Origin of the sequence: Aureimonas ureilytica DSM 18598 = NBRC 106430 (assembly GCF_000382705.1) — a bacterium.
GTDB classification, from domain to species: domain Bacteria; phylum Pseudomonadota; class Alphaproteobacteria; order Rhizobiales; family Rhizobiaceae; genus Aureimonas; species Aureimonas ureilytica.
On record NZ_ARQE01000004.1, the window covers coordinates 72,153 to 92,959 of the forward strand.

The 20,807-nt window shown below is 66.6% G+C and carries 19 protein-coding genes and 1 tRNA gene; 7 read left to right on the forward strand and 13 right to left on the reverse strand.

Translation table 11 applies throughout. The features are described from left to right. Positions 1-40: 40 nt before the first annotated feature. The 5 genes from B146_RS0110370 (at position 41) to B146_RS0110390 (ending at position 5,928) form a co-directional block, all read left to right on the forward strand. Entirely contained in the window at positions 41-1,327 is a 1,287-nt protein-coding gene (locus B146_RS0110370) for a beta-ketoacyl-ACP synthase (RefSeq protein ID WP_019996369.1), read from the forward strand. Between the two features lie 15 nt (positions 1,328-1,342). Beyond that, on the forward strand, positions 1,343-2,392 hold the full coding sequence (locus B146_RS0110375; RefSeq protein WP_019996370.1) for a zinc-binding dehydrogenase: 1,050 nt from the start codon (positions 1,343-1,345) through the stop codon (positions 2,390-2,392). Beyond that, the gene (locus B146_RS0110380) at positions 2,389-3,309 is read left to right on the forward strand and encodes a lipid A biosynthesis lauroyl acyltransferase (RefSeq protein ID WP_019996371.1); all 921 of its coding nucleotides are present in this window, start codon (positions 2,389-2,391) and stop codon (positions 3,307-3,309) included. The genes B146_RS0110375 and B146_RS0110380 overlap by 4 nt, the downstream gene beginning before the upstream one ends. A 90-nt stretch (positions 3,310-3,399) precedes the next feature. Continuing rightward, entirely contained in the window at positions 3,400-5,358 is a 1,959-nt protein-coding gene (locus tag B146_RS25665) for a putative bifunctional diguanylate cyclase/phosphodiesterase (protein WP_019996372.1), read from the forward strand. A gap of 237 nt (positions 5,359-5,595) precedes the next feature. Then, entirely contained in the window at positions 5,596-5,928 is a 333-nt protein-coding gene (locus tag B146_RS0110390; RefSeq protein ID WP_019996373.1) for a response regulator, read from the forward strand. Positions 5,929-6,111: 183 nt separating this feature from the next. Here the strand turns inward: B146_RS0110390 and B146_RS29500 are convergent, their stop codons facing one another. Continuing rightward, positions 6,112-6,258 (reverse strand): entericidin domain-containing protein, encoded by a 147-nt coding sequence (locus tag B146_RS29500; RefSeq protein ID WP_019996374.1) that lies wholly within the window; start codon positions 6,256-6,258, stop codon positions 6,112-6,114. Between the two features lie 354 nt (positions 6,259-6,612). Between B146_RS29500 and B146_RS0110400 the strand changes: the two genes are divergently transcribed. Then, positions 6,613-7,557 (forward strand): lysylphosphatidylglycerol synthase transmembrane domain-containing protein, encoded by a 945-nt coding sequence (locus B146_RS0110400; protein WP_019996375.1) that lies wholly within the window; start codon positions 6,613-6,615, stop codon positions 7,555-7,557. Between the two features lie 33 nt (positions 7,558-7,590). Here the strand turns inward: B146_RS0110400 and B146_RS0110405 are convergent, their stop codons facing one another. Further along, positions 7,591-8,436 carry a DUF1194 domain-containing protein gene (locus B146_RS0110405; RefSeq protein WP_019996376.1) on the reverse strand — a complete coding sequence of 282 codons (846 nt, stop codon included), beginning with the start codon at positions 8,434-8,436 and terminating at the stop codon, positions 7,591-7,593. Positions 8,437-8,793: 357 nt separating this feature from the next. On the opposite strand from B146_RS0110405, the gene B146_RS0110410 reads away from it, so the two are divergent. Beyond that, positions 8,794-10,527, forward strand: coding sequence for a hypothetical protein (locus tag B146_RS0110410; RefSeq protein WP_019996377.1), 1,734 nt, complete (start codon positions 8,794-8,796; stop codon positions 10,525-10,527). A gap of 96 nt (positions 10,528-10,623) precedes the next feature. Here the strand turns inward: B146_RS0110410 and B146_RS0110415 are convergent, their stop codons facing one another. The 11 genes from B146_RS0110415 to B146_RS0110465 form a co-directional block, all read right to left on the reverse strand. Continuing rightward, positions 10,624-12,090 (reverse strand): aspartate aminotransferase family protein, encoded by a 1,467-nt coding sequence (locus B146_RS0110415; protein WP_019996378.1) that lies wholly within the window; start codon positions 12,088-12,090, stop codon positions 10,624-10,626. Positions 12,091-12,103: 13 nt separating this feature from the next. Next, entirely contained in the window at positions 12,104-13,117 is a 1,014-nt protein-coding gene (locus B146_RS0110420) for an NAD-dependent epimerase/dehydratase family protein (RefSeq protein ID WP_019996379.1), read from the reverse strand. Beyond that, positions 13,117-13,557, reverse strand: a complete 441-nt coding sequence (locus B146_RS0110425) for an EamA family transporter (protein WP_019996380.1) — start codon at positions 13,555-13,557, stop codon at positions 13,117-13,119. The genes B146_RS0110420 and B146_RS0110425 overlap by 1 nt, the downstream gene beginning before the upstream one ends. Further along, on the reverse strand, positions 13,554-15,002 hold the full coding sequence (locus B146_RS25670; protein WP_019996381.1) for an FAD-binding oxidoreductase: 1,449 nt from the start codon (positions 15,000-15,002) through the stop codon (positions 13,554-13,556). Before B146_RS25670 ends, B146_RS0110425 begins: the two co-directional genes overlap by 4 nt. Beyond that, positions 14,995-16,437: a UbiA family prenyltransferase gene (locus B146_RS0110435; RefSeq protein ID WP_019996382.1), complete on the reverse strand. Its 1,443-nt coding sequence runs from the start codon at positions 16,435-16,437 to the stop codon at positions 14,995-14,997. Before B146_RS0110435 ends, B146_RS25670 begins: the two co-directional genes overlap by 8 nt. Before the next feature lie 128 nt (positions 16,438-16,565). Further along, a complete protein-coding gene (locus B146_RS0110440; protein WP_019996383.1) occupies positions 16,566-16,871 on the reverse strand; it encodes a YkgJ family cysteine cluster protein in 306 nt (101 codons plus the stop codon). A gap of 171 nt (positions 16,872-17,042) precedes the next feature. Then, positions 17,043-17,118 (reverse strand) — tRNA-Lys (locus B146_RS0110445). 125 nt (positions 17,119-17,243) lie between these two features. Continuing rightward, positions 17,244-17,657, reverse strand: coding sequence for a PilZ domain-containing protein (locus tag B146_RS27700; RefSeq protein ID WP_019996384.1), 414 nt, complete (start codon positions 17,655-17,657; stop codon positions 17,244-17,246). 218 nt (positions 17,658-17,875) lie between these two features. Beyond that, positions 17,876-18,895 (reverse strand): ketol-acid reductoisomerase, encoded by a 1,020-nt coding sequence (gene ilvC, locus B146_RS0110455; protein WP_019996385.1) that lies wholly within the window; start codon positions 18,893-18,895, stop codon positions 17,876-17,878. Beyond that, positions 18,879-19,574, reverse strand: coding sequence for a TetR/AcrR family transcriptional regulator (locus B146_RS0110460; protein WP_051091541.1), 696 nt, complete (start codon positions 19,572-19,574; stop codon positions 18,879-18,881). Before B146_RS0110460 ends, ilvC begins: the two co-directional genes overlap by 17 nt. Positions 19,575-19,674: 100 nt before the next feature. After that, positions 19,675-20,802 (reverse strand): ATP-dependent DNA helicase, encoded by a 1,128-nt coding sequence (locus B146_RS0110465; protein ID WP_019996387.1) that lies wholly within the window; start codon positions 20,800-20,802, stop codon positions 19,675-19,677. Positions 20,803-20,807 lie beyond the last annotated feature (5 nt).

The following is a 20,807-nucleotide window of genomic DNA, read 5'->3' on the forward strand; positions in this document are numbered from 1 at the left end:
TTGAGCGCGGCTGATCCGCGCCAGGGACGAAAACACGATCATGGCTTCAAGCGATCTCGACTTTCTCGGCCGGCCGGTGGTCGCCGTCACCGGCATCGGCGTCGTGTCCTCGCTGGGGCGCGGCGTCGCCGACAATTGGGCGGCGCTCGTCTCGGGCCGCTCCGGCATCCATACGATCACGCGCTTTGCCACCGACAATCTGCGCACCACGATCGCCGGCACCGTGGACTTCATGAGCGTCGAGCCCTGGAGCGGCATCGACCTCTCCTACGCGCTGGCGGAAGCGGCCGGCACGGAGGCCATCGCCATGGCCGGCCTCGACCCGGCCGCGTTCGACGCGCCCCTGTTTCTGGCCGCCCCGCCGATCGAGCTGGAATGGTCGCAGCGCCTCGCGCTCGACAAGCTGACCGGCGAGGCGCGCGAGGAAGCGGGCTATGATCGCCTGATGGAACTCGCCCGCAGCCATCGCTCGCGCGCGGTCTACGACCTCACGCTGTTCGGCGGCATTTCGGAGCGCCTTGCCGACAAGCTCGGTACGCGCGGCCTGCCCGTGACGCTCTCCACCGCCTGCGCGTCCGGCGCGAGCGCCATCCAGCTCGGCGTCGAGGCCATCCGCCGGGGCGATGCGGACCGCTGCATCGCCATCGGCACGGACGGTTCGGTGGGCGCCGAAGCGCTGATCCGCTTCTCGCTCCTGTCGGCGCTCTCGACGCAGAACGATCGGCCCGAAAAGGCGTCCAAGCCCTTCTCGAAGGACCGCGACGGCTTCGTCATGGCCGAGGGCGCGGGCGCGCTGGTCTTGGAATCCTTGAGCGCGGCCAAGGCGCGCGGCGCCACCATTCTCGGCGTGCTGCTCGGCGTCGGCGAAAAGGCCGACGATTTCCACCGCACCCGCTCCAAGCCCGACGGCTCGCCGATCATCGCGACCATCCGCGCCGGGCTCGTTGATGCCGGGCTGAAGCCCGAGGACATCGGCTACGTCAACGCCCACGGCACCTCGACGCCCGAGAACGACCGGATGGAATATACCGGCCTTTCCGCCGTGTTCGGCGACGCGCTGCGTGCGACACCCGTTTCCTCCAACAAGTCGATGATCGGTCACACGCTGACGGCCGCCGGCGCGATCGAGGCGGTGTTCTCGGTCCTCTCGATGCGCGAGGGCACGCTGCCGCCGACGATCAATCACGACCAGCCGGACCCGGCCATTCCGCTCGACATGGTGCCCAACACGGCCCGTTCGGCGGATGTCGCGGCGGTCCTGTCCAATTCCTTCGGCTTCGGCGGCCAGAACGTTTCGCTCGTGATCGGGCGCGAGCCGCGCGGCTAACAGAAGAGTCAGAACATGCAGGCTTTGCAGCTCGTCGGAGACAAGGATCTTCGCCGCGTCGAGATCGATGAACCCGGCGCGCCCGGCCCGGGCGAAGTCACCGTCCGCATCAAGGTCGTCGCGCTCAATCATATCGACGTCTGGGGCTGGCGCGGCATGGCCTTCGCCAAGCGCAAGATGCCGCTCACGATCGGCGCGGAAGCGTCGGGCGTGGTCGAGCGCCTGGGCGCCGGCACGTCCGGCCTCGTTCCCGGCCAGCTCGTGTCGATCTATGGCGCGCGCACCTGCGGCCTGTGCAAGAGCTGCCGCGAGAGCCGCGACAATCTCTGCGAGCACGTTTCGGGCGTCCACGGCTTCCATCTCGACGGGTTCGCGCAGGAACTCGTGAACCTGCCCGCGCGGCTTCTCGTTCCCGCCCCTCCCGGCTGCGACGCGGTCGGCGCGGCGCTCGCGCCCGTCACCTTCGGCACGGTCGAGCACATGCTCTTCGACAATGCCAAGCTTCAGCCCGGCGAGACGATCCTCGTTCATGCCGGCGGCTCAGGCATCGGCACGGCGGCGATCCAGCTCGCCAAGCGCCATGGCGCGACGGTCATCACGACGGTCGGCTCCGACGACAAGATCGAGCCGGCGCGCGCGCTCGGCGCCGACCACGTCATCAACTACCGCACCGACCGCTTCGAGGGCGTCGTGCGCAAGCTGACCAAGAAGAAGGGCGTCGACGTCGTGTTCGAGCATGTCGGCAAGGACACGTTCGCCGGCTCCATGCTCTGCCTCAAGCGCGGCGGACGGCTCGTCACCTGCGGCTCGACCTCGGGCGTCTCGACCGAGGTCAATCTGATGATGCTGTTCCAGCAGCAGCTGAAGCTTCTCGGCTCCTTCGGCTGCCGCATGGAGAACATGGCGGACGCCATGCAGAAGATGGCGCGCGGCCTCGTGAAACCCGTGATCGACACCGAGGTCGGGCTGGACGACATCGCCGTCGCGCTCGACCGGATGGAAGGCCGCCGCGTCTTCGGCAAGATCATCCTCCACATGAGCAGCGACACGGCCGCTGCGGGATGAATCCGACGCTCGCCAAGGCCTGGAAGCTCCAGAAGAAGACGCGCGACTTCGTCGCCGCCAAGGCGCTCTTCGCGATCCTGCGCGTCCTGCGTTTGTTTCCGGCCCGCAAGGGGCTGGACGCGGCCGACCGTCTGGCGCGCCTGATCGGCCCCCTCACCTCGCGCCACAAGCTGGCCGTCGAGAACCTCACGCTCGCCTACCCCGAGAAGGATGCGGCCTGGGTCGAGGCCACCGCGCGCTCGAACTGGGGCCAGATGGGGCGCATCGCGGCCGAATACGTGTTTCTGGACGAGATCTTCGACTTCGACCCCGAGCGTCCGGCAGGCGAAGGCCTGATCGAGGTGGAGGGGATCGAGCTCTTCGCCGAGCTTCGCAACAGCGAGCGGCCGGTCGTCTTCTTCACCGCGCATCTCGGCTGTTTCGAGCTGCTGCCGATCTGCGCGGCGACGTTCGGGCTCGACGTCACCGCCCTGTTCCGCCAGCCCAACAATCGCTACGTGGCGCGCGAGGTTCTCGCCGCCCGCAAGACACGCGGCGGGCATCTCGTGCCGTCCAAGGCGGGCGCCGCCTGGGCGCTGGCGAGCATTCTCGATCGCGGCGGCAAGGTCGGCATGCTCGTCGACCAGAAATTCGCCAAGGGCGTGCCGACGACCTTCTTCGGTCGGGCCTGCCGCACCAATCCGCTTCTTCCCAAGCTGGTCCGGCAGTTCGACTGCGACGTCTATCCCACGCGCTCGATCCGCCTACCGAACGGCCGCTACCGGCTGGAGCTGCATCCGCGCCTCGATCTGCCGCGCCTCGAGACGGGCGAGATCGATGTCGCCGCGAGCTGCCAGCGCCTCAACGATGTCGTGGAATCCTGGGTCCGGGAGCATCCCGACCAGTGGATGTGGTTCCACCGTCGCTGGCAGACCTGACGCGAAGCCGAGGGAATTCGCGCTTTCTCGCCGCCGACCCAGACTTTCTTAAGGAACATGCCCTAACCCTGTCTGCAAAGGGATTGGGTAATGCTCCGGAAACTGGGACGCAAATATGCCTCGACAGCGGTGGGAGCGATCGCGCTCCTGACCGTGGTCGGCGGTGCGGCCCTTTATTCCAGCAAGATCGCCGTCGAAATGCTGGTGCGGGGGCAGACGGAAAGCCGCGGCCGCGCTTTCTCGGACTTCCTGCTCGAACAGAACGGGCAGCTCAATGCCCTGCTCACCGGCATTTCGCGGACCTCCGACGCCGAGGTCGACGCCCGCACGGCCAGCAAGGCCGCTGGTCTCCTGACCTTCTCCGTTTTCGACAAGACGGGTCGTGAAGTCTTCACGCCCCGCTCGATGCAGCAGGAATGGTTGCTGCGCGAGCGCCCCGGCGGCACCGCGACGGGCGCCAGCCTGTCGGCCGACTATATCGCCAAGCCCGGTCCCTGGATCGCGGTGGAGGGGCTCGACGGCCCCCGGCCGACCGCGATCCTGCCTTTGGAGCGCAACGGCGAGCGGATCGGCTTCCTGTCGGCCAGCCCGAACATGACCGCGGCGATCGAACGATTCGAATCCGTGGTCCGGCTGATCGCCATCAGCCTGTTCTGCGCGGCGGCGATCGCGGTGGGCGGACCGGCGGCGATGGTCTTCCTGCGCCGGAGACGGATCGATCAGGCCAACGAGCGGATCGAGTTCCTCGACAATTTCGACCCGTTGACGCATCTCCTCAACCGCAAGCGTTTTCAGGAAGAGACCGACCGCATTCTGGCGACGACGCGTGCCACGCGCGAGCGCACGGCGCTCTGGGCCATCAGCGTCGTCGGCCTGTCGGAAATCAACAGCGGCATGGGCCAGCAGACGGGCGACGATCTCCTGCGCGCGATTTCCGATCGCATCGCCCGTGTCATCGACAAGAACGACCTGTTCGGGCGGATGGGCGGCGGCGACTTCCGCCTGCTTCAGCGCAACAAGCCGAGCGGCGTGGAGCCGATCGACCGCCTGGCTCAGACGATCCGGCAGAGCCTCGCCGTGCCGATCGAGATCGCCGGCCATGTCATCGTTCCCAGATTGTCGATCGGCGTGGTCTTGGCGCCCGATCACGGCCGCACCTTTTCCGATCTCGCCCGCCATGCCGATCTGGCGCAGGCGGCAGAACGCGAAACGCGGGCCGGCTTCTACACGGTCTTCGAACCGTCCATGGATGTCGAGGCGCATCGGCGCCGGCGGATCGAGCACGAAATGCGCATGGCGCTGCGCTCCGGACGCTTCGAGCTGTTCTATCAGCCGATCGTCGGCGCGCAGGACGGGGTTCCCAAAGGCTTCGAAGCGCTGATCCGTCTGCCCGACGGACAGGGCGGCTACATTTCTCCGGCCCAGTTCATTCCCATCGCCGAAGCGCGCGATCTGATGAAGCCGATCAGCGATTGGGTGATCGAGGAAAGCATCCGCGCGGTTTCCCGCTGGCCGGAGCCGCTTTACGTCTCGATCAATCTTTCCCCGGCGCAGTTCCGCGACGACGATCTCGTGCAGCTCATCGGCGCGACCCTCCGGCGCCATGGCGTCGCCGGTCGCAGGCTCCAGATCGAGGTGGTGGAAACGCTGCTTCTGGAACGAAGCGACCCCGTCCTGCATCAGTTGCGCGGCCTGAAGGATCTCGGCATCTCCATCGCGATGGACGATTTCGGCACGGGCTATTCCTCGCTCGGCTATCTCTGGCGCTTCCCGTTCGACACGGTGAAGATCGACCAGTCCTTCATGCTGGCTTTCGAGGCGGGCGAAGCGAACGTGCCGCAGATCCTGGAGACGATCATCTCGCTCGCGCACAATCTCGGGATGCGCGTGACCACCGAAGGCGTGGAGACCGCCGAACAGGCGCAAATGCTCGCCCAGTTGAACTGCGACTCGCTGCAGGGCTTCCACTTCGCGCGGCCCAAGCCCTTGAACCAGCTCGACATGCCGACCGCCCTGCCGTCGAAGCCGCAGGCCGAGCGCGCCGCCTGACAGGGCAGGTAAGGGTGAGGATGCGATCGTCCCTACCCCCGCAAACCGCGCCCGCCAACCGGCCGCCGCGCTTTCTTCACCATAGACGTTGAGTATTCACTCGCACTCGCCTGCTATAGTCAGGCGAGCGGGTCGAATTCTTAACGCATCTTTACTTCCATAGAGAAATATTTCTGCAAGAGGCCCGAACCCAATCAACCCGAGTCCGTTCTCTTCTCAAGGCATGGGAGTTGTGTGATGCGTATCCTGATCGTCGAAGACGAGCCTCTGATCGCCATGGACTTGGAAGACATTCTGCACGAAGCGTCCGACGTGGATTGCGTCTGGGCTCGCGACGTGGCGGGCGGGTTGATGCAGGTCGCGCGCGGCGTGGATTTCGCGCTGCTCGATTTCGACCTCGGGCACCAGACCTCGCTGCCGGTCGCCCTGCGCCTGCAGGCCGAGGCCATCCCCTTCTGCTTCGTGTCGGGCAGCCTGTCGGACCTCCCCCCGGCGATGCGTCGCATTCCGAGCATCGCCAAGCCGTTCCGGGCCGCCGATATTCACCGCCTTCTCACCACCGCCGCATGAGCGCGGCATCCCGTCCGGGCGACAGCGCGCCGCGGTCTCGATGGGACGCGGCGCGCTTTCGTTCGGACTGAACTGTCGATGGCCAGCGGAGCGGCGCTCCCGCAAGGCCTTGAAACGAAACGGCCGGACCGCGTTTCCAGCGGTCCGGCCGTTCGGATAGAGGATGGTGAGCGCAAGCGCCGCTTAGCGCGCGACGTCCTTCACGGCCGCGCCGGTCGCATCGACCGTGTTGCCGACATCGCGGCCGACGCCGCGCACGGTGTTGGCGCATGCCGACAGCGCCAGGGTTGCAACGAGGGCGATGGCGACGGAAGTGACGCGACGGGGCATACTGCGCTCCTTTGAACGAATGCTTCGTCGCAAGAACGGGTCCCCGGTCGTTTGGTTCCCACAATTTCGTCACTTTCGCGACATGGCCCGGTCATTCCCGGGCGCTAATCACGCGGGGAAAGATCGCGCGCGAAAGATCGCCGTCTGATTCACCCGGACCGTTTGCGCCTTGCCGACGAAGCGTCGATCGGGTCTCCTGGCGGGTGAGACGGGATGGCTCACGGCCGCGTGTCGTCCCTGTTTGCTTTGCCTTCACTTTTTCAATGGCTTATGTGGCAGGGGCACAGGCGACGGGACGCCGCGCCGAGCGAGCGTCGAACGGCGCGCGGGAGACCTGGGCGGGAAGGGATTCGCATGAAGTTCAAGGATGCCATCTGGCCCCTGATCGGCATTGGCGCCGTGATCTTTTCCTGTTGGCTCCTGTTCCGCGAAGTGCGGACGATCTCTCTCGACCAGATCTGGGCGAGCTTCGTCGCGATCACGCCGCTGCAATGGACCTGTTCCGTGGCGAGCGCGATCGTCGCCTATATCGTGCTCGCCTATTACGACCGGCTGGCCTTGCGCCATATCGGCCGCTCGGTGTCCTTCCCCTTCGTCGCCGCCACTTCGTTCGCCACCTACGCCCTGTCCCACAATATCGGCGCGTCGGTCTTTTCCGGCGCCGTGGTGCGCTACCGCGCCTATCGCTCGCGCGGACTGTCGGGCTCGGAAATCGCGCTTCTGATCGCCTTCTGCTCGTTCACCTTCGGCGTCGGCGTTCTTCTGGTCAGCGCGGTGTCGCTGCTGATCCAGCCCGATATCATCCAGCGCTATTTCGACATCCACTCCTCGGTGCCGGTCTTCATCGCCGGCGCGATCGTGGTCGCCATCGCCTTCTATGCGTTCGGCAGCTTCAAGGGGTTCCAGCCGCTCACGATCGGCAAGTTCCACCTTCATTATCCGCGCCGCGATGTGGTGATCCGGCAGCTCATCGCCGCGCCGCTGGAGATCGTGGCCGCCGCCGGCATCATCTATTTCGCGCTGCCGGCCGAGCACAATCCGGGCTTCGTCGTGGTTCTCGCGATCTTCGTGATCTCCTTCACGCTGGCGCTGGTGTCCCATGCGCCCGGCGGCCTCGGCGTTCTCGAAGTGACCTTCCTCGCGGGCCTCTCCGACGTGCCGGAAACGCATGTCCTGGCCGCGCTTCTCGTGTTCCGAATTCTCTATCTCCTGATCCCCTTCGCGATCGCCATCGTGCTCGTTCTCGTGTTCGAGCAGAGCGCCCTCTGGCGCCGGCGCTCCGCCGACCGCCCCTCCTGAGGCCGGACGAGGGATCGAGGCGAGGGACAAGCGCTAGTTCGGCGCCGGCCCGCCACCTGGCGGAACGCGCCACATGCGCTCGCCCGACAGGCAATTGGGCGGGATCGCCGCGGCACCGGCCGTGAGCACGACCCGCGCCGGCCGTGGCGCCGCCGGGGGCTCGAGCCCGGCCAGTTCCAGGACCAGCTTGCGGCGGATCGCGTCGGGGAATTGCTCCCAGCGCGTCACCGGGATCAGGAACGCGCCCGGCCCGCCGATCACGCAGTGTCCGTAATAGCGATCGAGATCGGGCATCGGGCCCCAGGAATAGGGTCCCTCCTCCGCGCCCGAGGTCATCAGCGGCAGGCCGTTGATCGTGACGCCCGCCCGCACGGCCGCGTCGCGCGCTTCCGTCACCGGCCGTCCCTGGTTGTTGGCGCCGTCGCCCGACACGTCGATGACGCGCCGAAGGCCCTCGAACCCGTTGCGGTCGAACAGCCCGGCGGAGAAGTCGATCGCCGCCGAGATCGAGGTGCGGCGCTGCCGGTCGAACCGCGCCGTCGAAAGGCGATACGCGAAGCGATCGGCGCTTTCGCGCCCATCGATCAGCATCCAGGGAACGACGACGGTCTGCGACAGGTCGCCCGCCCATTCGACATAGGTGACGGCAACGCGCGCGTGCAATCCGTCGAGGATCGCGTCGAGCACCTCCTTGCTGCGCCAGGCGGCGACATAGCCCTGCCGCTGAATGTCCTGCTCCTCCTGATCCATCGACCAGGAGATATCGACCGCCAGGACCAGTTCGACATCGACCGGCAGGTCCTCGGCCGCAGCCCGGCCCGGCCCTTCCGCAGCGAGAAGAGCGAGACACCACAGGAACGGGGTCCACAGGGAGCGCATCGGGGAATGGTGATCCCTCTTCGGCGCGCGCGCAACGGCCTTGGCCGTGATGCCCCCTCGCCCGGGCCGGCGCAAAATGTCGCTGCCTGCATGGACGCGGTCGCGAGTCCCTGCGCGAGCGCGGCCAACGACGCTTCCGCAGCCTCGTTTCTCTCGTTCACATTGTCGTAAACGCGGGGGGTTTTGCCCGCGCTTCCGTCGTTGGATGTCCCGGCCTTTCGGACGTTGCCCCTTCTCCGCATGGTTCGAGCGTCAAAAGCCCAAAGGGTCGACCGTGACGGGTCGGTATCGCCAGCTTTTGTTAGAAGCTCTTGGGCAGGATGCGTCTGGATTGTTTCCCCACCGGAGCTTGCGGATATGTCCACGCCCCCGATATCGCAGCCGCCGGGTGTGGCCCGCCCGTCGCGCTTCGAGCCGCTCGTTCGGCGCGGCCATCTGCCTCTCGTTCTTCTGGTTCTCGCGCTCTGCACGCTCGGGCTCTGGCTGCGCCTGTCGGTGCCGCTCGGCCCCTTCTACTGGGACACGGTCCTGTATCTCGACGGCGGCAACCGCGTTCTGTCCGGGCAGATTCCCTCGGTGGACTTCTTCGCGCCGGTCGGCGCGCTCGGCTACTGGCTCTTCGCGGCGGGGCTCGCCCTGTTTCCCACGCCCCAGCCGCTGCTTCTCGCCCACTGGATGATGTTCGCGGTGACGCTGCCGCCCTTTCTGCCTCTCGTCCTGCGCCTGGCGCGGGATCGGGCGGGCCTTGCCTGGGCGCTGCTTCTGCCGCTTCTCTTCTTCCAGCTCGTGCCGCTGAACGTCGAACAGTTCTCGACCTTTCCGAGCTTCGACGGCTACGGCATGTACAACCGGCAGGTGGCGCAGGTTCTCTACGTGCTCGTCGCCACGCTCCTGTTCGAGCGCCGCGCCGGGCCTCTCCTGTTCGCGATCGCCTGGTGCTGCACGACGCTGTTTCTCCTGAAGATCACCGGCTTCATCGTCGCGGGGCTCGTCTGTCTTCTCGCCTTTGCCGCCGGCCGGGTGCCGCTGCGCGTGGCGCTGGGCGCGCTCGGGGCCTTCGTCGCCACGCTCGCCGCGCTGGAACTCGGCTTCGGCCTCGTCAGCCATTACATGGCGGACATTCTGACACTGGTGCGGCTCAACGAGGGCGGCATCGCCGGCCGGCTCGTCCAGGCCGCATCGATCCATTTCGGCTTCGTCGGCTCGGGCGCGCTTCTGCTCGTTGCCCTTCTCGCGATGGGCTGGACGAGCGTCTGCGCGCGCTTCGCGGCGCTGGCGGAGCGCCGCGATCTCGCCTCGCTCAACGCCGCGCTCGATCAGGACGTGGTCTGGCTCGCCGTGCTGCTCGCGGGCGGCATCTTCTTCGAGTCGCAAAACACCGGCGATCAGGCCTTCATCTTCCTCTGGCCGCTGCTCCTGCGCATTCTCTCAGGCCCCGAGGGACGGCGCCTGCCGATCCTCGTTCTCGCGGGTGCGGTCGCCCTGCCGCCGACCGTCAACGTCGCCCATCGCGCGGCGCGGGCGGTGATCGGTCAGGTGAAATACGTCGCCTTGCCGCTGCCGGATCTGAAGATCCTCGGGCAGGTCAACCAGCGGCCCGAACTCGTCGAGCGCGCGCAGACCAGCCTGGAGATCCTCGGCGAGCACGAGGAGACCTACACGCTCTTCGCCGATCGGGGGCTCCTGCCCTTCTATTCGCTCTATGCCGATATCGACTTTCAGGCGACCTGGCTTCTCGGGACGGATCAGGCGGTGCGCGCGATCCGCGCCTTCGAGGCGCGGAACGGCGTGCGCTTCGAGACGATCATGACGCTGAACTTCACCAATCCCTATCCCTATCTCCTCGATCGGCAGGCGCCCCGCCATATCGCGATCGGCGCCGATCCGAGCCGCGCCGTTCCGGCGCCGGATGCCGAGACGATCGCGGCCGTGCGGGCGACGGACCTCATCCTCTACCCGACCTGCCCGGTCACGCCCGCCAATATGCGCCTTCGCACGATCTACGAGGCGGGGCTGGTCGGCCATCACCCGGTGGAGCTTTCGCCCTGCTGGATCGGCTATGTCAGGGACGCGCTGACGCTCCGGCGCTGAGACAGGGCGCACGCTGAGACGGGGCGCATCTTCCGACGAAAAAGGCCGGGCCCTTCGGGGACCCGGCCTTTTCGTTCGTCGTCTCGTCGGCCTGGATCAGCCGATCTGCGTCTTCACGAAATCCTTGACGATCGACACGATGCCCCGGCCGAGAAGCGCGTCCAGCGCGTCGCAGAACTGGTCGACATTCTCATGCGTGCAGATCAGCGGCGGCTCCAGACGGATGACGTTGCGATTGTACTCGGTGAAGGCGACGAGGCAGTCGTAATCCTTGAGGAGCAGCGCGCCGACGAAGCCCGAAAGCGAGCCCTTCAGCTTGTCGTCGAGCAGCGCCACCATGGGGCGCAGCGCGAAGGGAAGCGTCTGCGAGAAGTCGTGGAACTCGAGGCCGATCATCAGGCCGCGTCCGCGCACATCCTTCACGATGCTCGGATATTTCGCCTGGATCGCCGTCAGCCTGTCCTTCAGATAGGTGCCGACCGCCGCCGCATTGCCGATCAGGTCCTCGTCATAGAGCGTGTTCAGCGCCTCGATCGAGGTGGCGCAGCCCTCGCCGATGCCCCCGAACGTGGCATGGGCGTGGATCATCGCCGTCTTCGGCGTGCCATAGGCCTTCATGTAGACGTCGCGCCGCGCGACCATGGCCGCCATCGCCGCCTTGCCGCCGCCGAAGCTCTTGGCGAGCGCGGTGACGTCGGGGATCACGCCGTGATGCTCGAAGGCGTAGAAACGGCCCGTGCGCCCGTAGCCGCACTGAACCTCGTCGGCCACCCAGATGACCTTGTGCTGGTCGCAGAGCGCGCGCACGCCCTGCCAATAGTCCGTCGGCGCCTCGATGATGCCGCCGCCACCCTGCACCGTTTCCAGGACGACGACGCCGACATCGGGGTCGGAGCGCACGACCGCCGTCAGCGCCTTCAGGTCGCCGAAGGGCACGCGATAGGTGTTCTCGACCAGCTTGAACTCGCCCTTGTAGAGCGGCGAGTCGGTGATCGAAAGGACGCCCTTGGTCTTGCCGTGAAACGAATTCTCGGCATGGACGATCTTGCAGTTCTTGCGGCCCGACGCCCGCTCGGCCACCTTGATCGCGGCCTCCATGGCTTCCGAGCCCGACGAGCCGAGGAAGACCATGTCGAGATCGCCGGGCGAGCAGGCGGCGACGTTCTTGGCCAGCGCCGCCGCATATTGCGACAGGAAGGCGATGGCGATCTCGTGGCGCTTCTCGTCCTGGAACTGCTTGCGGGCGTTGAGGATGCGCGGATGGTTGTGGCCGAAGGCGAGCGAGCCGAAGCCGCCGAAGAAGTCGAGGATCTTCCGGCCGTTCTGGTCGATGTAGAACATTCCCTCGGCGCGTTCGACCTTCACCTTGTGAAAGCCGAGCAGCTTCATGAAATGAAACTGGCCGGGGTTGATGTGCTCCTTGAACAGGTCCGCCATGGTGGCGACGTCCATCGCCTTGGCCTGTTCGAGGGTGAGCATGGCGGGCTTGGGCGGCCCGTGCCGGGGGGCGGGCGCCTCGGCGCTGTCGAGACGGGGCGCGGTCATGATCGGGCGATCCAGCATCACGATTCAGTCCTCACTCGGCCGGATGGGGGAAGGCGGAGCCGGAGGCCGAGCGACCTTCCTTCTTCGCGCGATATTCGGAATAGGCCGCGATCAGCATGTCCTCGTCGCGGTATTGCGGCACCCAGCCGAGATCGCGCTTGCCCTTGGACACGTCGAGAACGCATTCCTCGTCGGCGATCAGATACTGCTCGGGGTCCATGATCGGCATGTTCAGCCAATCCAGGAAATCGAGCGTGCGCTTCACCGCGAAGCCCGGCGTCGGGATCAGGATCGACTTCGAGCCGGCATGGCGCACGAGATCGCCGAGAAGCTTGCGCACCGGCGGCGGGTTCAGCGAGCCGAGATTGTAGGCCTCGTTCGGGACATCCGCCTTCCAGGCGAGGCGCGCGGCCTCCGCGCAGTCGAAGACCGAGATGAACTGATAGGGATTGCGCCCCGAGCCGATCATCGGCACCGGCAGGTTGGCGTCGATCAGCTTGAACAGCTTCTCCAGGATGCCCAAGCGCCCCGGGCCGATGATGAGGCGCGGGCGGAAGAGCGAGATGCGCATGCCGCGCTCGCGCCATTCGGCCGCCAGATGCTCGGTGTCGAGCTTGGACTGGCCGTATTCGCCGAGCGGGGCCACAGGATGGTCCTCGGTCATCGGCGTCGTCACCGTGTGGCCGTAGATCATGTCGGTGGTGAAGTGGACGAGGCGCGAGGCGCCCGCCTTGTCCATCGCTTCCATGATGTGCTTCGTGCCGTCGTAATTGACGGGATAGAAGAAGTCGTGGCGCTTGGCGCGCACCTGGATCGGCGAAAGCATCTTGGCCGACAGGTTGTAGACCATGTCATCCGGCGCGATCGGCGCCTTCATCACGGCCTGCCGATCGGTCACGTCGAGCGCGATATGGGCCACTTCGGCGTAATGCGGCAGATCGCTCTTGGCGATGTCGAGAACGACGACCTCGGCCCCCTCGCCGGAGAGCTTCTGCGCCAGATGGCGGCCGACGAAGCCGTCGCCGCCGAAGATCACGTGTTTCATCAACGGTTTCCTTCAGCCGATGTTGGGTGCGTCTCGGTCGCCCGGAGCGCGCCGTCGTGCCCCGTCTCGCCGCCGTCCCAGGCGATGAAGACGGTGCCGACGCAGATGAGTGCGATGCCGCCCATGCGGGCGAGCGTGAGGTCCTCGCCGAACAGGCCCCAGGCGGCGAAGGCCACCACGACATAGGCGAGCGACAGGAAGGGATAGGCGTAGGACAGGTCCACCTTCGACAGGACGAAGAGGTGCGAGGCCATGGAGACGACGAAGGTCAGGAGGCCCAGGAACACGAAAGGGCTGAAGACGATCTGGAGAAGCTTCAGGATCGGGTTCACGCCCGCGAAGCTCAACGGGCCGAGCTGCATCATGCCATGCTTCAGGAGAAGCTGCGCCGCCGCGTTCGTGAACACCGTGAAGAGGATGAAGGGAATATAGCGGCTCATGATCGCTCCCGTTCGTTCGAATGCCTTACAGAATGACGCTCGGGACCTGTTGGGCGGTTAAGGTCGCGCAAGTCTTCGCGCAAAGGCTCAACAAACGCTTTCCGATCACACGCCCGCGTTGCGGTGGGTGCGGCCTCCAGGCGCAACGCCGTGCGTCGCCAGAAGTCGGAGAGGCACGTCGGGTCGCGCAGCGCTTCCAGCTCGCGCCAGCGCGGAAAGGACGCCGCGAAGGTGGCGGGCGACATGCGGGCGTCCTTGTAGGGGTTCACCCGCCCCCTCGCCGCTACCACGATCGCGTCCAGCGCTTCGAGCAGGCGCTCGGTGCGCTCGCCCAAATGCGGGAAGTCGAGCGTCAGCGTATAGCCCGCCATCGGGAAGCTGAGGAGGCCCGCCCCTTCCAGCGCGCCGAAGCGCTTCAGCACCGTCAGGAACGAGCCCTGGCCGTGCGCCAGCGCGGTTTCCATGAGCGCGCGGATCGTCTCGGGCGCGCCGGCTTCCGGCACGACGCTCTGATGCTGGTGCAGCCCGCGCGGGCCATAGAGCCGGTTCCACCCGCCGACCCGGTCCAGCGGATAGAAGAACCCGTCGAAGGGCACGGTGCGGCGGCTCGTGCCGCGCGCCGCCTTGCGGAAATAGGCCTCGTTGAAGGCGCGAAGCCCGAGCCCTCGAAGCGGGCTGACGGGCGGCGTCCAGGGCACGCTGGCGAGCGGCGCGCGCGCCTTGCCGACGCGATCCCCCTTAAGGGCATGGTCCCCGCAGATCAGATGTCCGCGCCCGAAAGCGGAGCCGCGCGCGAGCGAATCGATCCAGGCGACGGCATATTCGTGGCGCGCGTCCGCCGCCTCGGCTTGGGCGAAATAGTCGGCGAGCCGGTCGAAGCGGTGCGTCACTTCCTCGATCGAGGCCGAGCCGACCCGCATGAGACGAAGCCGCAGGCGCGTGACGAAGCCCGTCAGCCCCATCCCGCCGATCGTGGCGTGGAACAGGTCGGCGTTCTCATCGCGCGAACACAGGAGCGCGTCCGGCCGGTCGGAGCGCCGGAGGTCGAAGCTCTCGACCCATCGCCCGAACGTGCCACGCCGATGGTGGTTCTTGCCGTGGACATCGTTGGCGAGCGCGCCGCCGAGCGTTACGAACTGCGTGCCGGGCGTCACGGGCAGAAACCAGCCCGCCGGCACCACGCGCTCGGTCACGTCCCGCAGCAGAACGCCGCTATCGGCGTCGATCACGCCCGTCTGCGCGTCGAAATGGTGGATGCGCGCGGGCTCGGCGGGCGTCAGCAGAAGGCCCGCATCGTTCAGCCCGCTGTCGCCGTAGGAGCGCCCGTTGCCATGTGGCAGGACGCTGCCCGCGGCTCCGCCCATCTGCCCGTCGAAGGCGCGGTGACGCCGGCCGCCCGGCGGCGGCGCGAGCGTTCCGCCCCAGTTGAAACCGGCCTCACGCATAGGCGGCCGCGAGGAAGAGCAGAGCGCCGGAGCCGACCATGATCTGCGAGCGCCAGTCGCGCAGGATGAACACGACCGGGTCGTCATGCATCTCGTTGCGCTTGGCCAGAACCCAGATGCGCACGATGATGTAGAGAACCAGCGGGCAGAGCGGCCAGATCAGATAGGGATGGGCCTGAAGCTGGCGGATTTCCGCGCTGTCGATATAGAGCGCGAGCACCAGCACCGAGGAAAAGCCCGAGGCCATGCCGGCCTGGGCCAGCGTGTCGAGATCGGCGGGCACGTAGCCTCGCCCGGTGGTCTGCCGCGAGGCCCCTTCCCCGAACTCGGCGAGCTCGACATAGCGCTTCACCAGCGCCAGCGAGAAGAAGAAGAACAGGGAGAAGGCCAGGAGCCAGAAGGACTCCACCGTATCGGCCGAGGCCGCGCCGGCGAGGATACGCAGCGTGTAGAGGCTCGCCAGCGTCAGGACGTCGATCAGGAGCATCCGCTTCAGCGCCAGCGAATAGGCCGTCGTCAGCCCGAGATAGGCGGCGAGGACGATCGTGAAGCCGGCGGGCAGAAGGAGACTGAGGCCGAACGCGCCGACCAGCAGCCCGACCGCCGCGCCGACGCCGATCGGAATGGGCACCTGCCCGCTGGCGAAGGGGCGATGGCGCTTGGTGCTGTGGCGACGGTCGGCCGCGAGGTCGAGAAGGTCGTTGAAGAGATAGACCGAAGACGCCGCCATGGAGAAGCAAACGAAGGCGAGCAGCCCCGCCAGCACCATGGGGATGTCGAGATACTCATGGTTCAGGACGATCGGGACGAAGATCAGGACGTTCTTCATCCACTGGTGCGGGCGCATGGCCTTGAGAAGGCTGCGCGAGACGGGCTTCTCGTCGCGGATCAGGCGGCACTCGCGCGTCGCGCCGCGATGCCAGCGCGCGGCGTGCCGGTCCGGCTGCACCACGGTCGCATGTTCGGCCGCCTCGAACAGGCAGAGATCGTCGCGCGAATTGCCCATATAGTCGAAGGGCGCGCCGGCGCGATCGGCCCGGATGCGCTCCAGCTTGCGCTCGGCCGACAGATTGGTCTCGCCGTCGCTGGCGATCACCTCGTCGAAAAACCCCAGATGATCCGCGACGCCTTTTGCCAGACGCTCGTCGGCGGCGGTGGCGAGCACGATGCGACGCCCCGCCTCGCGCTCGGTGCGCAGCGTCTCGACGACGTCCTCGCGATAGGGCCAGGTCGCCGGATCGACCTCGATACGCCCGGCGAGTTCGGCCTTCAGCCGCGCCTTGCCGGCCAGCGCCCAGCCGAACACACGCCAGACCTCCAGCGGCTTCTGGCGGGCGAACAGGAACAGGCTTTCCCACAACAGGTCGCTGCGAACGAGCGTCCCGTCCAGGTCGACATAGAGAGGCCGATCGGCTTTCGCGCTGAGCGTATCCATATCGAGGGCCGTCGTCGCTTGTGAAATCGGACCCTATGCTTCAACCCGCGCGGGTTTCGGTCGCGTAAACCCCGGCCTCACGAGCCCGCGATCTGAAGTTGACGTTAAGGAAAGGCTTACGGCGGCAGTCAGACTGCAAGGCCATGGGCGGCGCGGGCCATCAGGCATTCCTCGTCGCCGGGCTGGCAGGTGCGGCAGACATGCGGGCGCACGGCATAGATGCCGCAGCCCGTCCTTTCCCCGACGACGCCTGTGAGGGCCGCGCAGCGCTCGCCCTCGCAGCGCATCCCCGACAGGTCCTCGGCGACGAGTTCGGCGGGAATGCGGTCGAGCTCCTCGTCGGTCTCCAGCGAGAAGCGCGGCCAGTCCGACGAATAGGCGCAGCACGCGCCGCAGCTCTGGCAGTCGAAGGAACTGTCGAGGTCCGCCGTCATGAAGGGATTCCTCGAAGCCGGTCGCGAATCGCGGACAGGGCGAAGGTCATGATGCCCCTATCGAACCCGCCGAAACGGCGCGATGGAGGATGCCAAACAAACCTGATCGGAAGAAAAAACAGACGCTGCCGAAGTTTAAACCGAACCCTTTGCCTGATAAGGCATAGGGAATGGTGGGTGATGTAGGGATCGAACCTACGACCCGCTGATTAAGAGTCAGCTGCTCTACCAACTGAGCTAATCACCCGAAGCGCTTGTTTTTGCGCTCTTCAGTGCCGGTCGGCGTCTGTGAGGCGGTGTATACGCAGGGCGATCGGACCTGTCCAGTGCCTTTTTCGCGCCCGGCGCATTTTTCTTGGAAATCGCCGGGGCTCAGACGTCCGACCAGCGAAACCGCGCCACGAGCGCAACCGGCAGCGGCTTGGGCGTGATGCGCAGCCCCTCCTCTCCCGCCGATACGCTGGAAACGACGCGCGGGGTGATTCCGACCGTCTGTTCCTCGTCTTGCGGCACGTCGAGGAAATGGATGCCGGCGAACAGTTCGCGGCGATACACGAGCTTGGCGGGCCGCGGCACCTCGTCGTCGCCGATGCGGAACTCGAACTGCTTGGGCAGCGGCACGGAGCCGTCGATCGTCAGGAGAGCGCCGGTCGCGGAGATGTTGCGAACGATGCAATCGACGGTCGAAAACCGATTGTTGAAGAGGATCTGGGCGCGCTTGAAGGTGCGGGTGCGCGGGGCGACCCGGCGTTCGCTGCCGTCGGAATCCGGTTGCACAAGGGCCATGGATCAGGTCTCCCTGGAAGAATTCTCCCTCATGACCTAACGGGAAAATGGTTCGTAAACCTTGAATCCATCACCCGTAAGGAGGGTGGAACCCGAAAGGGGCGAAGGATTCGCCCTCCCCCGCGAACGAAATCGCCCGCCGGACGCGTGCGTGCATCCGGCGGGCGGGGAGAACGGAACAGGCGGCGGGCGCCGCCTGTCTTCAGCTCGAGGGGAGCTTAGTTGCGGGCCTTGTCGACCAGCTGGTTCTTGGCGATCCAGGGCATCATGCCGCGCAGCTTGGCGCCGACTTCCTCGATCTGGTGGCTGTCGTTGACGCGGCGGATGCCCTTGAAGCGGGCGGCGCCGGAACGATACTCCTGCATCCAGTCGGAGGTGAACTTGCCGGTCTGGATGTCCTTGAGGACGCGCTTCATCTCGGCCTTGGTCTCGTCCGTGATGATCCGCGGGCCGGTGACGTACTCGCCCCACTCGGCCGTGTTCGAGATCGAGTAGTTCATGTTCGCGATGCCGCCCTCGTAGATGAGGTCGACGATGAGCTTCACCTCGTGGAGGCACTCGAAATAGGCCATCTCGGGGGCGTAGCCGCCCTCGACCAGCGTCTCGAAGCCGGCGCGGATCAGCTCGACCAGACCGCCGCAGAGAACGACCTGCTCACCGAAGAGATCGGTCTCGCACTCTTCCTTGAAGTTGGTCTCGATGATGCCCGAGCGGCCGCCGCCGACGCCGCAGGCGTAGGACAGAGCGAGGTCGAGCGCGTTGCCGGACGCGTCCTGGTGGACGGCCACGAGGCAGGGCACGCCGCCGCCCTTCTGGTATTCGCCGCGCACCGTGTGGCCGGGGCCCTTGGGCGCGATCATGACGACGTCGACCGACTTCTTCGGCTCGATCAGGCCGAAATGAACGTTGAGGCCGTGGGCGAAGGCGATCGCCGCGCCGTCGCGGATGTTGCCCTCGATGTCGGCCTTGTAGATGTCGGCCTGCAGCTCGTCCGGCGTCGCCATCATGAGGAGGTCGGCCCACTTGGCGGCCTCGGCCACGGTCATGACCTTGAAGCCGTCGGCCTCGGCCTTCTTGATCGTGGGCGAGCCGGCCTTGAGCGCGATCGCGACGTTCGTGGCGCCCGAGTCCTTCAGGTTCAGCGCGTGGGCGCGGCCCTGGCTGCCGTAGCCGACGATCGCGACGTTCTTGGACTTGATCAGGTTCAGATCGGCATCACGATCATAATACACGCGCATGGACGTTTCCTCTCTCGTTGTTGGATGTGGCCGGAGCCGTTGCCGGAGCCGTTGATTGTGCCCCGTGCAGGGACAGAAACTGCTGCGTCGCGCGCCGGGCGTCCCGGTCGATCTCCGCGTCAGTGATGGGGGTGCGATCGCCGAGCAGAAGGCGAATCTGAAGATCGCGCACGACGAGGCCGAAGAAGGTGCCGAAGGCCTCGTCCGCCGTGTCGAATTCGAGAAGCCCGGCTTCGCGCGCGACTTCCAGGAAGGGGCGCAGGCGGGCGCGGAGGGCGACCGGGCCGTTCTCCAGGACGATGAGGCCGAGATCGTGCTTGTCGGTTCCCGCCTGACCGACGGCGACGCGGTTGAGCGCGATCGACGTGCGGCTGGCGATGACGCGCAGCCAGTCGGAGGCGAACTGCTCCAGCCCCTGCACCAGCGATTGCGGGCACAGCGTCTCGCGGCGGACGGGAACCGCCCTCACCTTCGCGGCCTGCCATTGCACCGTCGCGGTGAGGAGACCGTCGCGGCCGCCGAACCACTTGTAGAGCGTTTCCTTGGAGCAGCTGGCGCGGCGGGCGACGGCCGTCATGGTCAGCTTGTCGCCATCCTCCACGAGAAGCGACAGGGCCGCGTCGAGAACCGCCTTCTGGCGCTCGCTCAGGGCCTCGTCCATGGGGAGGGTTGCACTCATCGCCACTCGCTCTCGCCGGCCGCAAAGCACGTACCGTACGTTACGGTTCGCACTACACAAGCCACGAAGCGGAGGCAAGAGGGGAAGCGCGCGCTCGCCCTTATTTCACGATGGTCAGCCGCTCCGCCGCGCGGGTGATGGCCGTGTAGAGCCAGCGCTCGCGCGAATCCTTGAAGGCCCAGCTCTCGTCGAAGAGCATGACGTCGTCCCATTGCGAGCCCTGCGCCTTGTGGACGGTCAGCGCATAGCCATAGTCGAAATCGTCGTAGCGCCGCTTCAGGGCCCAGGCGACCTCGGCCGTCGGGTCCTCGAAGACCTGCTTCAGGAGCTTGATCTTGGCCATGCCCTTGTCGATGTCGTCATCGTCGGGTTTCACGAGAAGATTGGTGCCGGGCTTCGTCGTCTCGGGCGAGGCGGTCATCACCTGCCAGAGCGAGCCGTTGAGAAGGCCCTTGGTCGGGTCGTTCCTGAGACAAACCAGCTTGTCGCCCGATTGCGGCAGCGCGCCGGTAAAGCCTTTCAGCTCGCGCAGGCGATTGTTGTAGAGGCGGCGCGTCCGGTTGGTGCCCACCAGAACCTGATCGGCGCCAAGCACCTCGTCGCGGTCCACCTCGCGCTTGGTGATAACGCGGGCCGCGCCGTAGTCCCCAAGCTTCAGCTCGCGCCCTTCGCGCGCGTCGAGCGCCAGTTCCAGAATCGGATTGTCGCGGGCTTGGCGGTGGATTTCCGTCAGAAGGAAATCGGGCTCGGCCTCGGTGAAGAAGCCCCCGCCCGACACGGGCGGCAGCTGGCCAGGATCGCCCAGCACCAGAATCGGCGTGCCGAAGGAGAGGAGATCGCGCCCCAGCGCCTCGTCCACCATGGAGCATTCGTCCACCACAACGAGCTTGGCCTTGGCGACGGGGCTCTGGCGGTTCAGCGAGAAGGTCGGCGACACGCGGGCCGTGCCGGTCGTCTCGTCCTCCAGCGCTTCCTCGCCGCGCGGGCGATAGATGAGCGAATGGAGGGTCTTGGCGGATTTCGCGCCCTTGGAGCGCAGCACCTGCGCGGCCTTGCCGGTGAAGGCGGCGAACTGCACGCCCCCTTCCACCCCTTCGGCGAAGTGACGCGCGAGCGTCGTCTTGCCCGTTCCGGCATAGCCGAACAGGCGGAAGATCGGCTGGTCGCCGCGCCGGAGCCAGTCGGCCACACGCGTCAGCGCCTCGTCCTGCTGCGGAGAGAACTTCATGCGCC

Excerpts from the sequence above, each read along its gene's own strand:
- B146_RS0110370 (WP_019996369.1), top strand. The coding sequence starts at position 41 with ATGGCTTCAAGCGATCTCGACTTTCTCGGCCGGCCGGTGGTCGCCGTC.
- B146_RS0110375 (WP_019996370.1), top strand. The coding sequence starts at position 1,343 with ATGCAGGCTTTGCAGCTCGTCGGAGACAAGGATCTTCGCCGCGTCGAG.
- B146_RS0110380 (WP_019996371.1), top strand. The coding sequence starts at position 2,389 with ATGAATCCGACGCTCGCCAAGGCCTGGAAGCTCCAGAAGAAGACGCGC.
- B146_RS25665 (WP_019996372.1), top strand. The coding sequence starts at position 3,400 with ATGCTCCGGAAACTGGGACGCAAATATGCCTCGACAGCGGTGGGAGCG.
- B146_RS0110390 (WP_019996373.1), top strand. The coding sequence starts at position 5,596 with ATGCGTATCCTGATCGTCGAAGACGAGCCTCTGATCGCCATGGACTTG.
- B146_RS29500 (WP_019996374.1), bottom strand. The coding sequence starts at position 6,258 with ATGCCCCGTCGCGTCACTTCCGTCGCCATCGCCCTCGTTGCAACCCTG.
- B146_RS0110400 (WP_019996375.1), top strand. The coding sequence starts at position 6,613 with ATGAAGTTCAAGGATGCCATCTGGCCCCTGATCGGCATTGGCGCCGTG.
- B146_RS0110405 (WP_019996376.1), bottom strand. The coding sequence starts at position 8,436 with ATGCGCTCCCTGTGGACCCCGTTCCTGTGGTGTCTCGCTCTTCTCGCT.
- B146_RS0110410 (WP_019996377.1), top strand. The coding sequence starts at position 8,794 with ATGTCCACGCCCCCGATATCGCAGCCGCCGGGTGTGGCCCGCCCGTCG.
- B146_RS0110415 (WP_019996378.1), bottom strand. The coding sequence starts at position 12,090 with ATGCTGGATCGCCCGATCATGACCGCGCCCCGTCTCGACAGCGCCGAG.
- B146_RS0110420 (WP_019996379.1), bottom strand. The coding sequence starts at position 13,117 with ATGAAACACGTGATCTTCGGCGGCGACGGCTTCGTCGGCCGCCATCTG.
- B146_RS0110425 (WP_019996380.1), bottom strand. The coding sequence starts at position 13,557 with ATGAGCCGCTATATTCCCTTCATCCTCTTCACGGTGTTCACGAACGCG.
- B146_RS25670 (WP_019996381.1), bottom strand. The coding sequence starts at position 15,002 with ATGCGTGAGGCCGGTTTCAACTGGGGCGGAACGCTCGCGCCGCCGCCG.
- B146_RS0110435 (WP_019996382.1), bottom strand. The coding sequence starts at position 16,437 with ATGGATACGCTCAGCGCGAAAGCCGATCGGCCTCTCTATGTCGACCTG.
- B146_RS0110440 (WP_019996383.1), bottom strand. The coding sequence starts at position 16,871 with ATGACGGCGGACCTCGACAGTTCCTTCGACTGCCAGAGCTGCGGCGCG.
- B146_RS27700 (WP_019996384.1), bottom strand. The coding sequence starts at position 17,657 with ATGGCCCTTGTGCAACCGGATTCCGACGGCAGCGAACGCCGGGTCGCC.
- ilvC (WP_019996385.1), bottom strand. The coding sequence starts at position 18,895 with ATGCGCGTGTATTATGATCGTGATGCCGATCTGAACCTGATCAAGTCC.
- B146_RS0110460 (WP_051091541.1), bottom strand. The coding sequence starts at position 19,574 with ATGAGTGCAACCCTCCCCATGGACGAGGCCCTGAGCGAGCGCCAGAAG.
- B146_RS0110465 (WP_019996387.1), bottom strand. The coding sequence starts at position 20,802 with ATGAAGTTCTCTCCGCAGCAGGACGAGGCGCTGACGCGTGTGGCCGAC.